Origin of the sequence: Neisseria cinerea, from assembly GCF_900475315.1 — a bacterium.
GTDB classification, from domain to species: domain Bacteria; phylum Pseudomonadota; class Gammaproteobacteria; order Burkholderiales; family Neisseriaceae; genus Neisseria; species Neisseria cinerea.
The window spans coordinates 396,423-415,229 of record NZ_LS483369.1 but is presented as its reverse complement, the minus strand read 5'-3'; the positions used below and the strand labels follow the sequence as shown (position 1 = coordinate 415,229).

General features: G+C 52.2%; 21 protein-coding genes. 6 read left to right on the top strand and 15 right to left on the bottom strand.

Annotation, left to right across the window (positions count from 1 at the left end; genetic code table 11):
• The first annotated feature begins 24 nt into the window (after nt 1-24).
• The 4 genes from DQM57_RS02240 (at nt 25) to DQM57_RS02225 (ending at nt 5,560) form a co-directional block, all read left to right on the top strand.
• Nucleotides 25-930: a Dyp-type peroxidase gene (locus DQM57_RS02240; RefSeq protein WP_111726581.1), complete on the top strand. Its 906-nt coding sequence runs from the start codon at nt 25-27 to the stop codon at nt 928-930.
• A 78-nt stretch (nt 931-1,008) separates the two neighbouring features.
• Complete coding sequence (gene recB, locus DQM57_RS02235; protein ID WP_111726579.1) at nt 1,009-4,623, top strand: exodeoxyribonuclease V subunit beta; 3,615 nt, start codon at nt 1,009-1,011, stop codon at nt 4,621-4,623.
• A gap of 38 nt (nt 4,624-4,661) precedes the next feature.
• Nucleotides 4,662-5,021: a rhodanese-like domain-containing protein gene (locus DQM57_RS02230; protein ID WP_108043980.1), complete on the top strand. Its 360-nt coding sequence runs from the start codon at nt 4,662-4,664 to the stop codon at nt 5,019-5,021.
• Between the two features lie 59 nt (nt 5,022-5,080).
• Nucleotides 5,081-5,560 (top strand): DUF302 domain-containing protein, encoded by a 480-nt coding sequence (locus DQM57_RS02225; protein WP_111726577.1) that lies wholly within the window; start codon nt 5,081-5,083, stop codon nt 5,558-5,560.
• A gap of 104 nt (nt 5,561-5,664) precedes the next feature.
• Here DQM57_RS02225 and radA read toward each other — a convergent pair whose 3' ends face one another.
• Nucleotides 5,665-7,044: a DNA repair protein RadA gene (gene radA / locus DQM57_RS02220; protein WP_101092834.1), complete on the bottom strand. Its 1,380-nt coding sequence runs from the start codon at nt 7,042-7,044 to the stop codon at nt 5,665-5,667.
• Nucleotides 7,045-7,071: 27 nt separating this feature from the next.
• Here radA and DQM57_RS09585 point away from each other — a divergent pair, with 27 nt between their 5' ends.
• Nucleotides 7,072-7,245 carry a hypothetical protein gene (locus DQM57_RS09585; RefSeq protein WP_167395514.1) on the top strand — a complete coding sequence of 58 codons (174 nt, stop codon included), beginning with the start codon at nt 7,072-7,074 and terminating at the stop codon, nt 7,243-7,245.
• Here DQM57_RS09585 and hemE read toward each other — a convergent pair.
• The 13 genes from hemE to DQM57_RS02150 all read right to left on the bottom strand — a co-directional run bounded on the left by hemE (nt 7,233) and on the right by DQM57_RS02150 (nt 16,549).
• Nucleotides 7,233-8,297, bottom strand: a complete 1,065-nt coding sequence (gene hemE, locus DQM57_RS02215; protein ID WP_111726575.1) for a uroporphyrinogen decarboxylase — start codon at nt 8,295-8,297, stop codon at nt 7,233-7,235. The two genes, DQM57_RS09585 and hemE, sit on opposite strands and share 13 nt — an antisense overlap.
• A gap of 79 nt (nt 8,298-8,376) precedes the next feature.
• Entirely contained in the window at nt 8,377-9,594 is a 1,218-nt protein-coding gene (locus DQM57_RS02210) for a heme biosynthesis protein HemY (RefSeq protein WP_111726573.1), read from the bottom strand.
• Nucleotides 9,591-10,955, bottom strand: a complete 1,365-nt coding sequence (locus DQM57_RS02205) for a uroporphyrinogen-III C-methyltransferase (protein ID WP_167395513.1) — start codon at nt 10,953-10,955, stop codon at nt 9,591-9,593. Before DQM57_RS02205 ends, DQM57_RS02210 begins: the two co-directional genes overlap by 4 nt.
• Before the next feature lie 66 nt (nt 10,956-11,021).
• Nucleotides 11,022-11,744, bottom strand: coding sequence for a uroporphyrinogen-III synthase (locus DQM57_RS02200; protein WP_167395512.1), 723 nt, complete (start codon nt 11,742-11,744; stop codon nt 11,022-11,024).
• 17 nt (nt 11,745-11,761) lie between these two features.
• Nucleotides 11,762-12,184 (bottom strand): protein Gly1ORF1, encoded by a 423-nt coding sequence (locus DQM57_RS02195; protein WP_108043985.1) that lies wholly within the window; start codon nt 12,182-12,184, stop codon nt 11,762-11,764.
• Between the two features lie 170 nt (nt 12,185-12,354).
• On the bottom strand, nt 12,355-12,672 hold the full coding sequence (locus tag DQM57_RS02190) for a DUF2322 family protein (protein ID WP_108043986.1): 318 nt from the start codon (nt 12,670-12,672) through the stop codon (nt 12,355-12,357).
• Between the two features lie 22 nt (nt 12,673-12,694).
• Nucleotides 12,695-13,321, bottom strand: coding sequence for a uracil phosphoribosyltransferase (upp, locus tag DQM57_RS02185; protein ID WP_019271899.1), 627 nt, complete (start codon nt 13,319-13,321; stop codon nt 12,695-12,697).
• 105 nt (nt 13,322-13,426) lie between these two features.
• Nucleotides 13,427-13,738, bottom strand: a complete 312-nt coding sequence (grxD, locus tag DQM57_RS02175) for a Grx4 family monothiol glutaredoxin (protein WP_002241342.1) — start codon at nt 13,736-13,738, stop codon at nt 13,427-13,429.
• A 411-nt stretch (nt 13,739-14,149) separates the two neighbouring features.
• Nucleotides 14,150-14,458, bottom strand: a complete 309-nt coding sequence (locus DQM57_RS02170; RefSeq protein WP_159069341.1) for an FMN reductase — start codon at nt 14,456-14,458, stop codon at nt 14,150-14,152.
• A 233-nt stretch (nt 14,459-14,691) separates the two neighbouring features.
• Nucleotides 14,692-15,027 (bottom strand): thioredoxin family protein, encoded by a 336-nt coding sequence (locus DQM57_RS02165; protein WP_002641729.1) that lies wholly within the window; start codon nt 15,025-15,027, stop codon nt 14,692-14,694.
• Between the two features lie 92 nt (nt 15,028-15,119).
• Entirely contained in the window at nt 15,120-15,620 is a 501-nt protein-coding gene (locus DQM57_RS02160) for an OsmC family protein (protein WP_002641728.1), read from the bottom strand.
• Between the two features lie 46 nt (nt 15,621-15,666).
• Nucleotides 15,667-15,939, bottom strand: coding sequence for a hypothetical protein (locus DQM57_RS02155; protein WP_231992117.1), 273 nt, complete (start codon nt 15,937-15,939; stop codon nt 15,667-15,669).
• Nucleotides 15,940-15,970: 31 nt separating this feature from the next.
• Nucleotides 15,971-16,549, bottom strand: a complete 579-nt coding sequence (locus DQM57_RS02150; RefSeq protein WP_107859216.1) for an NAD(P)H-dependent oxidoreductase — start codon at nt 16,547-16,549, stop codon at nt 15,971-15,973.
• A 176-nt stretch (nt 16,550-16,725) separates the two neighbouring features.
• Here DQM57_RS02150 and DQM57_RS02145 point away from each other — a divergent pair, with 176 nt between their 5' ends.
• Nucleotides 16,726-17,616 (top strand): LysR family transcriptional regulator, encoded by an 891-nt coding sequence (locus DQM57_RS02145; protein ID WP_111726572.1) that lies wholly within the window; start codon nt 16,726-16,728, stop codon nt 17,614-17,616.
• 408 nt (nt 17,617-18,024) lie between these two features.
• On the opposite strand, the gene DQM57_RS02135 is transcribed toward DQM57_RS02145, so the two are convergent.
• A complete protein-coding gene (locus tag DQM57_RS02135) occupies nt 18,025-18,804 on the bottom strand; it encodes a TatD family hydrolase (RefSeq protein ID WP_111726570.1) in 780 nt (259 codons plus the stop codon).
• Nucleotides 18,805-18,807 lie beyond the last annotated feature (3 nt).

Genomic DNA, 18,807 nt, shown 5'->3' with positions numbered 1-18,807 from the left:
CACATGAGACCACAGAGGAACATCATGAATACGCCCCAATCAGCCATCATTCCCGACCACGCCCAAGCCGGCATCTTTATCGAAGCCGACATCGCCGCCAACCGCACCGACGATATCAAAACCGCCTGCCGTGTTTCGCTTGACGCGTTAACTGCCTTGAAAGCCCGCTTTCCGGACAACATTTTAGGTATGACGATAGCTTTCGGCAGCAAAGCATGGGCAACATTCGGACACCCAGAAGAAGGTCGGGAAATCAAACCGTTTCCCGAAATGGGTAACGGGCTTGCACCATCCACGCAGCACGACCTCTACATCCACATCCAATCCCTCCGGCAAAGCGCCGCCTACGCGCTTGCCCAATCCGTTTTGGGCGCATTCGGCGACAGCATATGCGTCGCGTCCGAAGAACACGGTTTGCGCCTGTATCAGGATCGCGGACTGGACGGTTTCGTCGACGGTACGGAAAACCCGCAGGGCGATGAAAAAATCCGCGAAGTCGCCATCATCCCCGAAGGGCCCGATGCGGGCGGCAGCTATGTACTGCTGCAAAAATACCTGCACGATTTGAAAAAATGGGATGCCGTCCCCGTCACCGAACAGGAGGCCTCGGTCGGCCGCAGCAAGGAAACCGACGACGAATTCAGCCGCGATGTCCGCCTGCCCGATTCACACCTCGGCCGCGTCAACCTGAAAGAAAACGGAGTCGGCCTGAAAATCGTCCGCCGCAGCCTGCCCTTCGGCAAAATCAGCGGCGAACACGGTTTGATGTTTACCGCATACTGCCGCACGCTGCACAATATCGAAGCGCAATTATTGAATATGTTCGGCGATACAGACGGCAAAACCGACCTGCTGCTCCGGCACCTCTCCGCCGCCGTTTCGGGCGGATACTACTACGCCCCGTCCCTCGAACGCCTGCAAAACCTCTGATGCGGACCATGCCGTCTGAAACCCTTTTTCAGACGGCATTTTCCCGTTTTACCGTCCAACCGTTTTCCCATACGCCCCATGTCTGCAAGCATCCAAGCATTTGACCCGCTGGCCGTCCCCATTGCCGGCACCAACCTGATTGAAGCCTCTGCCGGCACCGGCAAAACCTACGGCATCGCCGCCCTGTTTACACGTTTGATCGTATTGGAACAAAAAAGCGTCGAACGCGTATTGGTCGTTACCTTCACCAAAGCCGCCACCGCCGAGCTGAAAACACGCCTGCGCGCGCGTTTGGACGATGTGTTGCAAGTTTTGGAAAGCAAAAAAATTGCCAAACTTGGAGACGACACGCTTTCAGACGGCATCGCCGCCTATTGTGCGGAACACCACAAAGGCGACACCTTCCTGCCCGCACTCTTGGAACAGGCTTTGCAAAAAGAAAGCCGGACGCGTCTGATTGTCCGCCTCAAAGCCGCCATCGGACAATTCGACAACGCCGCCATCTATACCATACACGGCTTCTGCCAACGTATCCTGCGCGACTACGCCTTCCTGTGCCAAGCACCGTTCGATGTCGAACTGACCGAAGAAGACGGCGACCGCCTGCTTGTCCCGGCTCAAGATTTTTGGCGGGAACGCGTCAGCAACGACCCGGTGCTTGCCGAATTGGTTTTCAAACGCAAAGCTGTGCCGCAAACCGTCCTTGCCCAAATTTCGCGCTATCTTTCCCGCCCGTACCTGAATTTCCGCCGTCCGCAGGCGGATTTGAAACAGGCGCAGCACAACGCCGAAACCTCATGGCAAACCATCTGCCGCCTGCTGCCCGAGCTAGAAGCCGGCTTTTGGCGCATCCATCCCGACCTCAACGGCAACAGTTACCGCAAAAACAGCTTCGGCAACCTTTTTGAAGAACTGGCACAAAAATCCGCCGCCGGACAACTGCCCTTTCTGGACAAAGACACGCACGACAGGCTCTTGAAACTTGCGTCCGACAAACTCGAAGCCGGACTGAAAAAAGGCAAAACGCCCGATGCGGCAGTATTTGCCGAATTGCAGAAACTGGCAGACTTCGGGCGCGATTTGAATGCACTCGAAGAAGCGGAAGAAGCAACAATGATCCGGCTGCAACTGGATTTAATCGAATATCTCAACCGCAGCCTTGCTGAGATGAAAAAATCGCGCCGCGAACGAGGTTTCGACGACCTGCTGCTCGATGTCCACACCGCGCTGACCGACAATCCGCACGCCGAAACCCTCGCCCGCGCCGTTGCCGAAAACTGGGAAACCGCGCTGATCGACGAGTTCCAAGACACCGACCCGCTGCAATACGAAATCTTCCAAAAAATCTTCATCGCCCAAAACCGCCCGCTGTTTCTGGTCGGCGATCCCAAACAGGCGATTTACAGCTTTCGCGGTGCAGATATTTACGCCTACCTGCAAGCCGCCGGAAACGCGCAACACCGCTACACGCTCGCCACCAACTACCGCAGCCATTCTGCGCTTATCGGCAGCATAGGCGCGCTGTTCCGCCTTAAAGAACGCCCGTTCGTTTTGGAAAACATCGGCTATTCGGAAGTCGGTGCGGCGCGTGCCGAAAGCAGGTTGTCCCCCGAACGTCCTGCAGTACAGGTTCGTTGGCTGCACGAAAACGACAATGAAAAAGCCAACAAAGACGTTTTGCGCCGCCGTGCCGCCGACTATTGCGCCGACGAAATCGCCCACGCGCTCAACGAAGCCGCCGGAGGCCGTCTGAATTTCAAAGGCCGTCCGTTGCAGTCGGGCGATATTGCCGTGCTGGTACGCACGCACAACGAGGCGGTGATGGTTTCCGCCGCCCTGAAAAAACGGCAGGTGCAAAGCGTCCTGCTTTCGCGCGAATCCGTGTTCGCCTCGCCCGAAGCCGCCGCCCTGTCCGCACTCATCGGCTTCTGGCTCGAACCGCGCCGCGCCGGAACGCTGCGCTTTGTCCTGACAAGCAGCATATTCGGTTATGACGCGCAGCAATTGCACGACTTCAACCAAAACGAAAGCGAGATTTTGCATTGGGCGGAATCTGCCCGAACCGCGCTCGACAACTGGAATCAATACGGCATTTTCGCCGCTATGCAGCAATTTTCCCAAACACACGGCATCGAAACGCGCCTCTTAAGCCGGAACAACGGGCGCAGCCTGACCAATTATTTCCAACTGCTCGAACTGCTTGCTGCCGAAGACGCGCAAAACCGCAACCCCGCCGCGCTGCACAAATGGCTGCGCGACCAAATCAGCCTTGCCGACAACAACGGCGGCGACAACCGCGCCATCCGTTTGGAAAGCGACGAAGATTTGGTCAAAATCGTTACCATGCACGCCTCGAAAGGTTTGCAGTATCCGCTGGTGTACTGCCCGTTTGCGTGGGACGCGCAAGATACCGGGCCGTCCGACTGGCAAATCCTCCACCAAAGCGCAAACCGAACCGAACTGTTGGCAAAGGCGCAACTGTCCGAAGACGAACAGAAACAATACGCCGATGAAGAAATGGCGGAACGCCTGCGCCTGCTTTATGTTGCGCTGACGCGTGCCGAGGAACAGCTCAACATCTACGCCGCATACTCCACCAATACCGCCGACAACCCCCTCGCCTACCTGATTGAGGGCTCGCCCCAAGACAGCCGCGAAACCGTCCGCCAAACCTATGACCGGGAAAAGGACGGCATAACGATGCTCAAACAAAACTGGCAGCGTTTGACGGACAACGCCCCTTCCGGCACAAATTTTGCCTTCACAGAAGATGCGCCGCCTCCTGCCGTATATTGCGGCAATGCCGGTCAAACCGCCGAATTTGCCGCAAACAGCATCCCCGATCGCGGATTCCGCCTCATCCGGCACACCAGCTTTACCGCATTAAGCCGCCATACCCAAACGCTTGACGGCGGGGAAGAAGATGTGCAGCCTTCCCTAGACCCTGCAGAAACGGCAGAGTCAACCATGCCGTCTGAAACACCGTCGGATTCAGACGGCATGACGATACACAATTTTCCGAAAGGCACACATGCCGGGCTGTGCCTGCACGAAATTCTGGAACACTTCCCATTCGACCGCCCTGCTGCCGGACAGGAAACACTCATTGCCGATACGCTGAAGAAATACGGGTTTGAAGAAATATGGCTGCCCGCCGTTGCCGAAATGGTGGAAGCCTGCAGGAAAACGCCGCTGACGGGAACATACAGCCTGTCCGACATTCCGCCCGAGTACCGCTGCCCCGAAATGGGCTTTACGCTCTTTACCGAAGACTTCAGCCTCAAACGGCTGCGCGCATGGTTTGCCCGCGACGATATCCGATTGCCCGAAGTCTGCCGTGCCGCCGCCAAAACGCTCGACTTCCACACCGTCAACGGCTTTTTAAACGGCTTTATCGACATGGTTTGCCAAGACCCCGAGGGAAATATCTGCGTCATCGACTACAAATCAAACCACCTCGGTACGGACGCATCCGCCTACACGCAACAGGCAATGGATGAAGCCGTCGCACACCACCACTATTACCTTCAGGCACTGATTTACGCCGTTGCCGCCATGCGGTACTTCAAACTGCGCGGACAACAGCCTGCCGCCATTTCCATCCGCTACCTATTCCTGCGCGGCATAGACGGGAAAAACGGTGGAATTTGGCGTTGGGATATAGACACCGCCTCTTTAGATTGGATAAGATAACTTCCCGTCCTTTCGGACAACAACCACAGGAGAAACCCATGAACATCAGACACCTGCTTGCTGCCGCACTCATTGCTTCAGCTGCTTTTTCCGCACAGGCAGCCCCGCAAAAACCCGTATCTGCCGCCCAAACCGCACAACAGGCGGCCGTTTGGATCGATGTCCGCAGCGAACAGGAATTTCAGGAAGGCCATTTAAACAATGCGGTCAATATCCCCGTTGACCAAATCGTCCGCCGCATACATGAAGCCGCGCCCGACAAAGACACACCGGTCAACCTGTACTGCCGCAGCGGACGGCGTGCCGAAGTTGCCCTTCAAGAGCTGAAAAAAGCAGGCTATACGAAGGTTGTCAATCACGGCGGTTATGAAGACCTGCTCAAAAAAGGCATGAAATAACACCATGCCGTCTGAAAGGCTTCCTTCTTTTCAGACGGCATTTATTTTGAAAGCACACAATGAAACGTATATTTTCCCTGACAGCCGCCGCCGTATTCGCCCTCTCAACCGCTTGGGCGCATCCTGCCGGCGAACCGCAAACCCAAAACGAAACCGCCATGACCACGCATACCCTCACATCAAAATACGGTTTTGACGAAACCGTCAGCCGCCTTGAAACCGCCATAAAAAGCAAAGGGATGAACATTTTTGCCGTCATCGATCATCAGGAAGCGGCACGACATGAGGGCCTGACCATGCAGCCGGCAAAAGTCATCGTCTTCGGCACGCCCAAAGCCGGTACGCCGCTGATGGTCAAAGACCCCGCCTTCGCCCTGCAGCTGCCCCTGCGCGTCCTCGTTACTGAGGAGGACGGCAAAGTACGCGCCGTCTATACCGATACGCACGCCCTGATTGCCGGCAGCCGCATCGGTTTTGACGAAGTGGCAAACACTTTGGCAAACGCCGAAAAACTGATACAAAAAACCGTAGGCGAATAAACCGCGCCGCCTTTACCGGCAATCGGTGCCGTACCCTGTTTGGCACCGCATCCGAAATCCCCTACAAACACAATGCCGTCTGAAAATTTCAGACGGCATTTTTTTCAATCCCTATCTTCCCGACAAATATCAATGGCTTCCTGCAAACTCGAAACGCCGTAGATTTTCAGGTTCGGAAACTCTTTGGCGTTGCGCGGCATATTGGCTTTGGGGACGATGGCGCGTTTGAAGCCGAGTTTTTCTGCTTCTTTGAGCCGCTCTTGTCCGCGCGCGACGGGGCGGACTTCGCCGCTCAAACCGATTTCGCCAAATGCGACCATTTTTTCGGGCAACGGGCGGTTGCGGAAGCTGGAGAGCATGGCGAGGATGACCGCCAAATCCGCCGCCGGTTCGCCGATTTTGACGCCGCCGACGGCGTTAAGGAATACGTCTTGGTCGAAACAGGCGATGCCGCCGTGACGGTTGAGGACGGCGAGCAACATGGCGAGGCGGTTTTGTTCGAGACCGACGGTGAGTCGTTTGGGTGTGAAGCCGTGCGCGTCATCGACCAATGCCTGAATTTCGACCAAAAGCGGGCGGCTGCCTTCTTGTGTAACCAAAACGCACGAACCGGGCGTGTCGTCGCGGTAGCTGGCGAGGAAGATGGCGGACGGGTTGGACACGCCTTTCAAACCGTTTTCTGTCATGGCGAACACGCCCAATTCGTTTGCTGCGCCGAAACGGTTTTTGATGGCGCGTATCATGCGGTAGTTGGAGTGTTGGTCGCCCTCAAAATACAGCACGGTATCGACCATGTGTTCCAGCACACGCGGGCCGGCAATCGCGCCGTCTTTGGTAACGTGTCCGACCAGTATCATGGCGATGCCCATTTGTTTCGCCATGCGCGTCAGTTGGGCGGCGCATTCGCGTACCTGCGACACGGAGCCTGGGGCGGAAGTGATTTGGTCGGAATACATGGTTTGGATGGAGTCGATGACGACGACTTCAGGCTGATGCTGTTTCAACGCTGCTTGAATCGCTTCCATGCGGATTTCAGCAAGCAGGTTTACGCCTTCGGTCGGCAGTTCCAAACGTTGCGCGCGCAAGGCGACTTGTTGGGCGGATTCCTCGCCGGAAACGTACAGCACTTTGCGGCTTTGCGCCATTTTGGCGATGGTTTGCAACAGCAGCGTGGATTTGCCGATGCCGGGGTCGCCGCCGAGCAGGATGACCGCACCGTCGACCAAACCGCCGCCCAATACGCGGTCGAGTTCGCCCATGCCGGTCGGATTGCGCGGCACTTCGGTGGCGGTAACGGCGGAGAGGGACTGGACGGTCGAGGTGTCCGCCGCCCAAGATTGGAAGCGGGCGTTTTTCGGTTCGGGCGCGGCTAAGCTTTCCTGAAGTGTGTTCCACTCGCCGCAATGCGGGCATTTGCCTTGCCATTTCGGGGAAGTGCCGCCGCATTCGGTGCATTGGTAAAGGGTTTTAAGCGTTTTTGCCATCGGTTTTCCATGCATCTGAAAACAAAAATGCCGTCTGAAAATAGGGACGGTTGGGATTGCGCCAATACGGCAACGCCGCCGCCGTCATGTACTATCCATACACGGCGGATATTGCCGCATTGCCTTATTTTTACCCTAACCGACCATCTCTCGGCTTCAGACGGCATATCGGGCAGTTTCCTGCCGGCTTATCCGCCGTGATACTGCCGCGACAGCTCGTGTACGGTGTCGACTAAGATTTTGGCGTGTCCTGGGTCGGCGTGTTGGTTGATGCCGTGTCCGAGGTTGAAGACATGGCCGCTGCCGTGTCCGTAGTCGGCAAGGATGCGCGCGACTTCGGTGCGGATGGATTCGGGCGTGCCAAAGAGGGCAAACGGGTCGAAGTTGCCTTGCAGGGCGACTTGGTTACCGACGCGGCGGCGTGCTTCGCCGATGTTGCACGTCCAGTCCAAGCCCAATGCGTCTGCACCGATTTCCGCCATGCTTTCCAGCCACAGCCCGCCGCCTTTGGCAAACACGATGACGGGAACGCGGCGGCCTTCGCTTTCGCGTTTCAATCCGGAAACGATTTGGCGGATGTATTTGAGGCTGAACTCTTTAAACGCCGCATCGCTCAGGACGCCGCCCCAAGTGTCGAAAATCTGCACAGCCTGCGCGCCTGCGTCGATTTGGGCGTTGAGGTAGGCGGTAACGGCTTGGGCGTTGGTGTCGAGAATTTTGTGCAGCAAATCGGGGCGCGAGTACATCATGGTTTTGATGGTGCGAAATTCTTTGCTGCTGCCGCCTTCGACCATGTAGCAGGCGAGCGTGAACGGGCTGCCGGAGAAGCCGATAAGCGGTACGCGGCCGTCCAATGCTTTACGGATGGAAGTTACCGCGTCGAAAACGTATTGCAGTTTTTCCATGTCGGGAACGTGCAGCTTGGCGATGTCGGCTTCGTGTTTCAAGGCGCGTTCGAATTTCGGGCCTTCACCTTCGGCAAAGTACAGTCCCAAGCCCATTGCGTCTGGGACAGTCAGGATGTCGGAGAACAAAATCGCCGCGTCCAAATCGAAGCGTTCCAAAGGTTGGATGGTGACTTCGGTCGCCAATTCGGTGTTTTTACACAAATCGAGAAAGCTGCCCGCTTTCGCGCGCGTGGCTTTGTATTCAGGCAGATAACGCCCCGCCTGGCGCATCATCCAAATCGGCGTGTATTCGACGGGCTGTTTGAGCAGGGTGCGGAGGAAGGTATCGTTTTTTAAAAGAGTCATGCGGGGCTTTCTGTCAGTATGTTTGTAAAGTGTATGGAATGGTTTTCAGACGGCATTTCAACTATGCCGTCTGAAGGTTTCAATGAGTTTCTGCGGAAGGTCGGTTTTCCTCTGCAACACTTGCCAAAACCAAGCTGCGCTGCGCCTCCGCCTTCTGCGTTTCTCCGATTTCGTCGAAAACCTTTGCCAGAACCAAACGCGCAGAAATACTCGGCTTCAGTGCAATACTCGCTTCAAGGTAGCCTTTTGCCTTACCCCAAAGTTTGCGGCCGTAGGCAAGCTGTCCGAGATACATCAAAAGCAGGGCATTGTCGGGCTGATCCCGAAGCCAAGCATCGGCCAAATCAATGGCCTTCTGCTGATCTCGTTCGCCCAAAAAGCGTACGCTCTCGACAAATGCTTCCAAAAGTTCGGGTCTGCGGCTTTGCGGATAATGCTGTTTGACCCATCTGACCGCTTCGGCATACAGTCCCAAACGTTCGTACTTTTCCGCAACCGATACGTTCAATTCCCCGTTTTTGAGGCTGTCGGGAATCCGCTTCAAACAAGCCTTCAGAGAAACAGCATCGTCGGCATCCGCCAGCAGCCGTCGGTAGGCCCAATTTTGATACTGTTCCGTTTCGGATTCACCCAACGCGCCTGCCTTGGAAAGTTTTTCGGTTTTTGCCAACACCTCAAGCGCGTCTCCCCGCTCGAAGGCATAGCGCAATTGCAGGCGCACAAGCCGTGTCAGTCCGGCATTCATTTTGGCTGCCGCGTGCAGATTGGCTTCCACCGTTTCGTAATCCCGGCGGTTCAGTGCCGATTCAGCCAGCAGGAGGTAGCGTGAAAGCTGCTGTTTTGCAGGCAACTTTGCAATTTCTGCAAGGTACCGGTCGCGCAATTCGGTATTTCCCATCTGCCCGGCGGCATGTGCGCCCAACATCAATGCCAAAGTACGGTTGTCGCCCGCCTCTTTGTTTCCCAATACGCGCGAGGCTTCAAGTTCCGCCTTCTCAAAACGCCCTTCAAAATACGCCAAACCCGCTTTGTTCAAGTAAAGCGCGGCCTTGCGTCCTTTTCGTGCCAAACTGAAACGCTGCATCTTTTCGGGGATATTGAGTATGCCGATGATGAATTTAAACAGAAAATACCACACCACGACGACAATCAGCGAACCTAACACAAAGGCGTGCAGGTTGATTCTGAGCATAGTCTGTCCGAGCACGATGAACACATCGCCGGTATAAATGCCCGAAGCCAATGCCAGCCCGACGGCTGCAGCAAACAGGATGACGATCCAAACTACCGTTTTCATGCCCGTTCTCCTTTAGCGGAGGGCAAACGGGCAGCTTTTTCCGGTACGGGTTGTTTCTTCACCGGCTGCTCCGGTTTGCCTTCCGAAGGGAGGGACGGTGCTTCTATGGCCTTCGCATCCGATGCGGCAGCCTGATCCGGTGCTGCGGTTTCATTTACCGGTTCGGAGGATGCCCGTTCCATTTCCTTACTTTCCGCCGCGGCTGCCGCACCCATACCGTCCCGATAGGTACGGATGGCATTTAGGCTATTTTTCAAACCGTCATCCGCAGTCATACGCACATCCAACGCCTTCAATTCCGCCAATTCCTTCAACCACGACTGCGTGGCGGGGGATTTGGCATCAAAATACTGTCTGACGGCGGTTTCGGCATTGTTCAAATCGCTTTGATAGACTTCGCTGTTGCGCTGCATTAATGCAGTCCGCGCATCCAAAAGGCGGAGACGCAGGTTTTCGCGTACAAAATATGCCTGTTCGGGAGAAATCAGCATGGCATCATTGCTTTCCAACCGGCGGATTTCAACCAACCCTTTCAATATGCCGAAGGATTTTTCCCATACGTTCTGCCACCATGATGCGGAAACGACTTCGTTGCGTGCCTGTACGCCCGGTTTCAATACGTCGTCCAAAATCAACGGCAGTCCGGATACGGCGGTTTCCAAACGGTCGATGCGCAGCGCCGTGCCGGAAATATCGACATAAGGCCGGTTTTTCAGTTCCGCCAAGTCGCTGCTGATTGCCTGCTTGAGCGGCAGGAGCTCCGCCTGATCGAAACGGGACAATCGGTTGTCGATATGCTCCAACACGCCTACGGCAGCCTGTATGTTGCCCGTCAAGACCAACTGTTGTACAGCCAGATTGAGTATGGTCTCGGTTTCGTCCACCAGCCAATCGGCGCGTCCTTTGGTCAACTCACGATAGGATTTTTGCATTTCCAAGATTTGTTCGCCGTTTGCTTTGACGTTTCTGTCCAAACGGTCGAGCTCTGATTGTATGGCGGCTTGCCGGTTGAGGTTGTCTTTCAGCAGGGTGGCATTCTCCGATTCGCCCAAAGCGGCTTTGTCAATTTTTTGATTGAATGCCAATTCTTGGTTTTTCAGGACATTCTGCCCTTGTACGAACAGAAATCCGCCCGCACCCAAACCCAAGGCCACCAATACTAAAGCGCAGATTGCCAAGGCGTTGCTGCCGGTCTGTTTGACGACGAAGGGGCGGGTATCCTGTGCGTAACCCATGCCCGCATTGCCGGTTTGCGCTTCAGATTCGGACTTTTTGTTCGGTAAAGAGGTTTCAGACGGCATTTCTTTTTGCGCCGCTGTCCCGCTGACGAGTTCGGATGATTTGTTTTCAGGTTCGCTCACCGTTTTGCTCCTTATCGATTAAGCTTTTTGGGAAAGGCCGGACCGTCGGCAACGGATCCAAACCTTTCAAACAGGAAAATGGGAAAGTGCGTATTCCAGCGAAGGGACGGTTTCCACCGACCGCACTCCTTCGCGCTTCAAGGCCTCCGCAATACGCGGATGATGGGTGAAGTATAACAAGGATTTGAAGAATCGGGAAAATTGCGGAGGAACCTGTGCAAACAGCGACTGCACGAGTTCTGTGGACGTAATATAGGCAGCAGTAATATTCTCGGATTGGAAATTTTGAAAGTTCAAAGGGTTATGCCGTCTGAAATACACTTCGGCCAATTCGGTTTGCAAACCCTTTTCCCGAAGCCTCCTCATAAGGAAATCCCGCCCGCCGTGTCCGCGCACAAACAATACGCGCCCTCCTTCGCGCAGACCATCCCAAACTGGCAGGCGCAAAACAGCCTCACTGTCGTTTCCGTCATGAGGCGCAATGACCGTGCTGCCCAAATAGCGTTCCAATGTGCGGCGGCTGCCCTGCCCTACGGCAATGTGTATCTTTATGCCGTCTGAAAGGTTAAGGTATGGGACGGCGGTTTCGATTGCGGTCGGACTGACCCAAAATACCGCATCGGCGCGGGCATATTGTTCGGACAAAAGTTCCAGTCCGGCAGCATCTGCTTCGATTTCGACCGGACTCAATACTTCCGCGCGCCAACCGGCATTCAGGCAGGTTTCGACATCTTCTGCGGCCCTGGCGGACGGACGGACAATCAGCATAATGGGTTTCGCTGTTTCCATCGCCTTATCCGCCCCAATTACCAGGAAAAATCAGCATCGTTGAAATTCGCCTGCGCGGTTTTCGGTGTACAGCCGACCCGTGCGACTTCCTTGCCCCTACGCTCCACAACGACACCGCTGCTTTCCGTATGAGTCACGGAATCGAAGTCTGTCCATACGGTGTACATAAATTCGCCGTTTTGGAATTTCATCGTTGCCCAACGACCGCTGCCCGTCCCTTCCCATTTGTCGGAACGGTGCAACAGGTCGGATTTTCCGTTACGGATAACGATTTCTTTTTTACCCATGCTGCCGAATGAATATTCGTAAAGGTTCGGGTTGATTTTTTCAACCTCGATATATTTATTGTTGTCCGTCTTACAGGAAAATACCGAACCTGCTTGGGCAATACCTGCCGTACAAATCATTCCTGAAAAAATCAAAATCAAGGTTCTTTTCATTGGAATCACCCGATGTCTTATAAGGATTTAATCTTTCACAAACCAAACCGTACATACCTTATTCTTGCCCGAGGTGTTGAAACCGCTTCCCTTTGGCTTGAAATCATTATTCCACTTTAAGGAAATGCCGTCTGAAAACGCTTTTCAGACGGCATTTCCTTTATTCCGCATCAGGCTGAGACAGGTTTCAGCAACCAGGTTTCACCGCTTTGCACGACTTTTTCAAGCAGGTCGATATTAGGATGCTTGCCGGGATGGGCGCACGCATCGGCAACATGTTCGGCAAACCATATCAAACCTTGCTCTGCCGCTTCTTTATCCAAGCTGCCGTTAAAGCGCTCTGCCAAAGCATTGTACAACTTGAGCGAACCGAGCTTGCCCTGTACGGCAGGAATATGGTGAACCGTTTTGCCGTCGGCATCCTGAACGTCCAAACCGGTCAAATGATCGATGGGCGGGAATGTCGCAAGATAATCTTGAAAATTCATATCAACTCCGAAAATCAGTCAGTTAGCGCGTGCCGAAAATCTTGTCGCCCGCATCGCCCAAACCGGGAATAATATAGCCGTTTTCGTTCAAATGGCTGTCCAGCGCGGCGGTATAAATCGTAACATCGGGATGCGCGTCATTAACAGCCTTCACGCCCTCAGGGGCGGCAACCAAGACTAAGGCTTTGATGTTGCGGCAACCTTTTTCTTTCAAGAGGTCGATGGTGGCCACCATCGAACCGCCTGTCGCCAGCATAGGATCGATAATCAAAGCCGGACGTTCGTCCATACTGTCCACAAATTTCTCAAAATAGGAAATAGGCTTCAGCGTTTCTTCGTCGCGCTGCAGGCCGACCACGCTGATTTTGGCAGTCGGAATCAAGTCGAGTACGCCGTCAAGCATACCCAAACCTGCACGCAGGATGGGAACGACGGTCAATGTTTTGCCCTTGATGCGGTCTCCTTCAATCTGACCGCACCATCCGTCGATAAGGTATTTTTCGATTTCAAAATCACGGCTTGCTTCGTAAGCCATCAGGCGTGCCAGCTCTGTGGTAAGCGTTCGGAATTTGTAGGTGCTGCAATCTGCCTCCCTCATCAGGGTTAATTTGTGGCGGACAAGCGGATGGTTGATAACGTTAACGTTCATCGAGGTGTTCCAGTGTGATTTTGAGACGCGTCATTATACTTTTTTTTAATTTGCCGGAAAAGAAAATGCCGTCTGAAACACGTTCAGACGGCATGAGCGGCCGAATCAGGCTTTGAGCAGATCCTGCAGCTCGCCTGCCTCATACATCTCCGCCAGAATGTCTGAGCCGCCGACAAATTCGCCGTTCACATAAAGTTGGGGAATGGTCGGCCAGTCGCTGTATTCTTTAATACCTTGACGTACTTCAGGATTCTCCAATACGTTGACGGTTACATAGTCGGTACAGCCTGCCGCATTAAGGATTTGTACGGCACGTGAAGAAAAACCGCATTGCGGAAACTGCTTCGTACCTTTCATAAACAATACAACGCGGTGAGTCGTTACTACTTCTTTAATTTGGTCGTGGATGGAAGCCATCGCTTATTCCTTTTGATAAAGTCGACAAAATTTGTCAGGTAGGGCGCATTATACGCAAAAGCGGAAACTTCCCACAATATCCGCCCTATTCCGTGCACGTTTAAATGGAAAAAGGAAAACGGCCGTTTCCTTACAATTAACATCATCCTCAACTCCGCAGACAAAGCAAACGAACAGTTCCGGCGCATCGATGAGTCAACAGCCGGTTAGGATGGATAGGACTTGATATTACCCCCATCATTGTCCATTTCGGAATCGATTTCAAAGTCGGCAACGTGATTAAAGTAACCATCACAAATTCTGATGAATATGATTTGTGGGGAAGTTGTTAAGTTAACGGTTATAAACCAAATAAAAAAATCGGCAGAGAATTTTCCTGCCGATTTTATTGTTATTTAGCCTATATACCTATCAAACCCTACCTGTACTTAACCCTGCCTTGCCGTTTTCCCACAAGGTTTTCAGCAATACTTTCCACACTGACAATTTAGGATTGGGCTGCTTGCCTTGCCCAATCAAGTCCATTTGCGTCATATACCAATTCATTTCCAACATTGCGCCCGCTTTTTTATCAACAAACGCCACGCCTGTTTGGATGCGGTCGGTTTGTACAGTTTGGTAAGTGCCGTTTTGCATTTGGTTCGCCAAATCGGGCACTAAAGCAAACGGGCGGGCGACGCCGACCAAATCCAAATGGCCGCTGGATAAGGCATCTTCCATGGCGCTTTGTGAACGGAAGCCACCGGTAATAATCAAAGGGAGTTTTCAGAAGATGGTTTTAGTGTACAAATCACAGCGTTTCATCAATCATTATCTCAGTCTGCAAGCCGTTTCAGACGACCTTTTCGTAATAAAGAGCGGTCAAATTTTTAAGTATTTTGCAAATCATCTTAAAAATTTGACCACTTGCATCATTATCAAGACCGCAGCCGTCTGAAACATTGATAGACTGGTTACTGATGCCCGCTTTCTGCTACTTTTGTCCATTTTGCCAATGTCTGCTTCATTTGTGCCTGAGGGATGAAGCGGGCCATCCGTTCTACTTCCTTGCCTTGATAAAACAGCAGCCATGCAGGTGCGGTCAGCACGTGGAAACGTCCGGCCATTTCGGGTATTTCAGCAATATCGGCTTTTACGGCATACACATTTCCTTCCTCCGCCAAAGCTGAGTCAAGCTGGGCGGCCACGACCGTACAAACACCGCAGATTGGGGCTTTGATGTACAGTGATACTAAAGGGTGTGTGGCGATGGCCTGTTCGATGTCTTTCAGAGTGTGCAGTTGTTGCATGTCATGTACTCCTTTGAGCGATTCAGCACGTTTCTAGTTGTCCAGAAAAGGGGCTTTTAACGAAATGAAAACAAGAAAACGGTTTAAGTCGTCTAGATTTTTTCCACAACCACTTTTGCCCGCGCTTTCAGGCTGTTCAACACTGGGGAGGTGGCGGCTGAGCGGTCGGCGAAATTTTGCAGGGTAGGAAGGTCGGCGTCGGCTTTTACTTTTATGGTTAGCACCAGATTATCCAGTCCGCCGTAGCCATCTTCCATGCCGAACAGTTTGGCCATGTCGATACCGCCCCTTGCGGATATTTCAAACTGTTCCAGTTTCACGCCTGCCTGTGCTGCTTGCAACTCGAAACCTATGGAGCAGCAGCCTGCTGCAGCGCCGATCAGGTATTCCATCGGATTTGGGGCGGCGTTTTCACCGCCCATGTTTTTCGGTTCGTCTGTGGTAAAGGCAGGGAAGCGGCGCACGGAGATTTCGTTCTTCGTGCCGGATACCCAGCGCGAATCGGCGCGTAATGCTGCCTTGCCTTTTGTATGGTCGTTTTCAACCGCTGCCATGGTAGTTCGGAAACGTTCGATATCTAACCCGTTAATCATGTTTTGTCCTTTCATATGATGAATTGCAGATGGTTTTTCGCTACACTTACACGCCCATTTTCCACGCGGCGATACGTTTCAAATTATCCACCGTGTCGTGATTGACGATGGCGTCGAACGTGCCGTCCAGTTTGGCAATTTCTGCTTTGTCTTCATCGCTGAGGGCAAAGTCAAAGACGTCCAAGTTTTCCGCCATACGTTCGGGGTTGGTGGATTTTGCCAATACAATGATGTCGCGTTCCACCAGCCAGCGGGTAATCCTTGCACCACGGATTTGCCATATTTCGTACCAATTAGCGACTGACAAAATGGTGGGCAAAAGCCTACCGCTTCAAGTTGATGTTTTATCATTAACCAAACACTTTTTCCAAGTGTGCTTGGTAGTCTGCTATGTATTTTTCCACTTGCGGATTTTTAATTACATCGTTACACATAAATGTCGGTAAACGGCTCATACCGAGGAATTCGTTGAGTTTATGAAAGTGCATATACAAGTCATCCACTCCTTTTCCTTCAAAAAAATCGCCTTCACGGGTGAATGCTTCAATCGGAGCATTCCAAGTAACCGAAAGCATGTGTTTTTTGCCATGCAGCAAACCACCTGTGCCAAATCCTTCGGTCGGGCTGACACGATGGCGGCCGTCATGTTGATAAAGTTTTCCGTGTCCGGCGATAAATACTTCATCTATGTATTTTTTCACTGTCCAAGGTTCATGCATCCACCAACTGGGCATTTGCCAAATCACAGCATCCATCCACAAGAATTTTTCGATTTCTGCCTCAACATCATAGCCAGCATCAATCACAGTTTCTTTTACATTGTGTCCAAGTGCGGTCAAAACTTCTTTTGCTTTTTTGTGAAGCGTGTGGTTTAACTCACCATGCGAATGGCCGAATTCTTTACCACCGTTTAATAATAAAATGTTCATTTTTACTCCTAGAATAAATAATTTATAAAAAAGGATGTGATGTTTGCGGTTATTGTCTTCTGTTTACTCTCATAAAAGTGCAGTCATTTTATGATTTGTTTTTATTGAGATAAATAGGGTTTAGCTTTATGATGTAATGAATTAAATTCACTAATAAAAGAGAGTTTAAAAAGAAAATGCAGAACTTTAACGAGCTGAATTATTTTTTGACACTGGCGCAAACGCAGAGTTTTGTGAAAGCGGGGCAGCTTTTGGGGATTTCTTCTTCGGCGTTGAGCCACAGCATGAAAAATTTAGAAAAGCGGCTGAACCTGCGCCTGCTCAACCGCACTACGCGCAATGTGTCGCTGACCGAAGCGGGGCAGCAGCTTTTCGACCAACTTTTCCCACTTTATCAAGCCATAAACCAAGAAGTCGATGCGTTAAATGACTTTTTGAATACACCATCGGGGCTGATTCGTATCAATGCTCCGACGCTGGCAGCGGAAGCCGTGTTATACCCGAAATTAAAGCTGATTTTGAACCAATACCCGAAAATCCGCTTGGAAATCGTGGTGGACGACCGTTGGGCGGACATTGTGAAAGAAGGATTTGATATGGGCGTTCGGTTAGGTAACAAGGTAGCGAAAGAGATGATTGCGGTGCCAATTTCCGCACCGCTCAAAATGGCGTTGGTTGCCTCGCCCGATTATTTGGCGCAACATGGTTCACCGAAAAATATTGATGATCTGCAACAGCACCGCCTTATCGGCATAAAACTCTCCGCTGAACACGGCACGGAGATGCAGTGGGAATTCAAATACAAAAAAGCGCTGATTACATTCACGCCTAAATCGCAGTTTTCCATCAACAACCATCTACGCCTGCAAGCCGTTTCAGACGGCCTCGGCATCGCGTGGGTGGCACATATGAGCGTGGCGGATGCACTCCATTCTGGGCACCTGGTCGAGCTGTTGCCTGAGTATGCTATGACTTACGAACCGCTTTACCTCTATTACCCCAGCCGCCGCGGACATTCCAATGTGTTTAAGCTGATTGTGGATGCGTTAAAAGTAAAAGCCGTCTGAAATTTCAGACGGCCTTTTTTATGCGAAAGTGATCTGCATCCCAAAACCTGGACACCTAATTTGAGATGCAGATTATGCCCTACTCTTGTCTTTTCATTCCAAGCTAGATTTCCTAGCCTCCTTTCAAAATCGCCCTCAATCTATCCAGATTGGTTTTGTGTTTTTTCTTGTTTTTGCTCGGTGGTGAGTTTTGGTTTATCACGTTTTCACAGCACATCGTGATTAGGTAATTCAGCTAAAAATCGGCTTGATTCTGGGCGAACTAATTCACCATATTGACGACGCTCTTTACATAAAGAAAAGGTACGTTCTTTTTGAGAGTGCTCACTCCTCTTTCAAAGTAGTAAGATTTAGGTTTATTTAACAAGGACTCGCCCCTTCCAAATCAGCACGGCGTTGAAACATTTGTCAACCTGCCCGCATATCGGGCACTTTTTTAAACAGGCGGTAAAAGTTTCCCGTCGTGTATGCCGCAACCTGCTCCAATGTTTGATTCCGCAATTTGGCAATATGTTCGGCGGTATGACGTACAAAAGCCGGCTCGTTCTGCCTGCCGCGCTTGGGAACGGGAGCGAGGAACGGTGCATCGGTTTCCACCAAGATACGGTCGTCCGGAACGTATTTTGCCGCCTCCTGAACCAAGGGTGCGTTTTTAAAGGTAACGATTCCCGAGAAAGAAATATAAAGCCCCAAATCCATTGCTGCACGGGCAAAACCGATGTCTTCGGAAAAACAGTGGATAACGCCCGAATTAACCCGGCATTCTTTCAGAATAGACAAGGTATCCGCCGCCGCATCACGCGTATGGACGATAACGGGCAGTCCGGTTTGATTGGCTGCTTCGATGTGATCTGCAAAGCGTTTGTGCTGCCAAGACAAATCGCCTTTGCACCAGTAATAATCCAGCCCCGTCTCGCCTATGCCGACCACTTTCGGCGAGGCGGCTGCGGCAACCATTTCCGTAATGGAAAATTCTTCGGCTTCCTTACTGTCGGGATGTACGCCTATTGTGCAGTAAATATGCTCATAAACTTCGGCGATAGCGGATACTTCGGCAAAACTTTGCCTGCTGACGCTGATGGCAAGCGCCTGCCTCACTCCGTTTTCTTCCATATTGGACAAAACTTCGGGCAGGCGTTCTTTCAAACCCTCAAAATTGAGGTGGCAGTGTGAATCGATAATATGCATGGT

What these genes read in the sequence shown, in the direction of transcription:
- DQM57_RS02210 (WP_111726573.1), bottom strand. Translation starts at nt 9,594, where the DNA reads ATGAAAACGGTAGTTTGGATCGTCATCCTGTTTGCTGCAGCCGTCGGG.
- DQM57_RS02200 (WP_167395512.1), bottom strand. Translation starts at nt 11,744, where the DNA reads ATGGAAACAGCGAAACCCATTATGCTGATTGTCCGTCCGTCCGCCAGG.
- DQM57_RS02135 (WP_111726570.1), bottom strand. Translation starts at nt 18,804, where the DNA reads ATGCATATTATCGATTCACACTGCCACCTCAATTTTGAGGGTTTGAAA.
- DQM57_RS02170 (WP_159069341.1), bottom strand. Translation starts at nt 14,458, where the DNA reads ATGGAAGATGCCTTATCCAGCGGCCATTTGGATTTGGTCGGCGTCGCC.
- DQM57_RS02240 (WP_111726581.1), top strand. Translation starts at nt 25, where the DNA reads ATGAATACGCCCCAATCAGCCATCATTCCCGACCACGCCCAAGCCGGC.
- recB (WP_111726579.1), top strand. Translation starts at nt 1,009, where the DNA reads ATGTCTGCAAGCATCCAAGCATTTGACCCGCTGGCCGTCCCCATTGCC.
- DQM57_RS02160 (WP_002641728.1), bottom strand. Translation starts at nt 15,620, where the DNA reads ATGATTAACGGGTTAGATATCGAACGTTTCCGAACTACCATGGCAGCG.
- DQM57_RS02190 (WP_108043986.1), bottom strand. Translation starts at nt 12,672, where the DNA reads ATGAATTTTCAAGATTATCTTGCGACATTCCCGCCCATCGATCATTTG.
- grxD (WP_002241342.1), bottom strand. Translation starts at nt 13,738, where the DNA reads ATGGCTTCCATCCACGACCAAATTAAAGAAGTAGTAACGACTCACCGC.
- DQM57_RS02165 (WP_002641729.1), bottom strand. Translation starts at nt 15,027, where the DNA reads ATGCAACAACTGCACACTCTGAAAGACATCGAACAGGCCATCGCCACA.
- DQM57_RS02145 (WP_111726572.1), top strand. Translation starts at nt 16,726, where the DNA reads ATGCAGAACTTTAACGAGCTGAATTATTTTTTGACACTGGCGCAAACG.
- DQM57_RS02225 (WP_111726577.1), top strand. Translation starts at nt 5,081, where the DNA reads ATGAAACGTATATTTTCCCTGACAGCCGCCGCCGTATTCGCCCTCTCA.
- DQM57_RS09585 (WP_167395514.1), top strand. Translation starts at nt 7,072, where the DNA reads ATGCCGTCTGAAAATAGGGACGGTTGGGATTGCGCCAATACGGCAACG.
- radA (WP_101092834.1), bottom strand. Translation starts at nt 7,044, where the DNA reads ATGGCAAAAACGCTTAAAACCCTTTACCAATGCACCGAATGCGGCGGC.
- hemE (WP_111726575.1), bottom strand. Translation starts at nt 8,297, where the DNA reads ATGACTCTTTTAAAAAACGATACCTTCCTCCGCACCCTGCTCAAACAG.
- upp (WP_019271899.1), bottom strand. Translation starts at nt 13,321, where the DNA reads ATGAACGTTAACGTTATCAACCATCCGCTTGTCCGCCACAAATTAACC.
- DQM57_RS02195 (WP_108043985.1), bottom strand. Translation starts at nt 12,184, where the DNA reads ATGAAAAGAACCTTGATTTTGATTTTTTCAGGAATGATTTGTACGGCA.
- DQM57_RS02230 (WP_108043980.1), top strand. Translation starts at nt 4,662, where the DNA reads ATGAACATCAGACACCTGCTTGCTGCCGCACTCATTGCTTCAGCTGCT.
- DQM57_RS02150 (WP_107859216.1), bottom strand. Translation starts at nt 16,549, where the DNA reads ATGAACATTTTATTATTAAACGGTGGTAAAGAATTCGGCCATTCGCAT.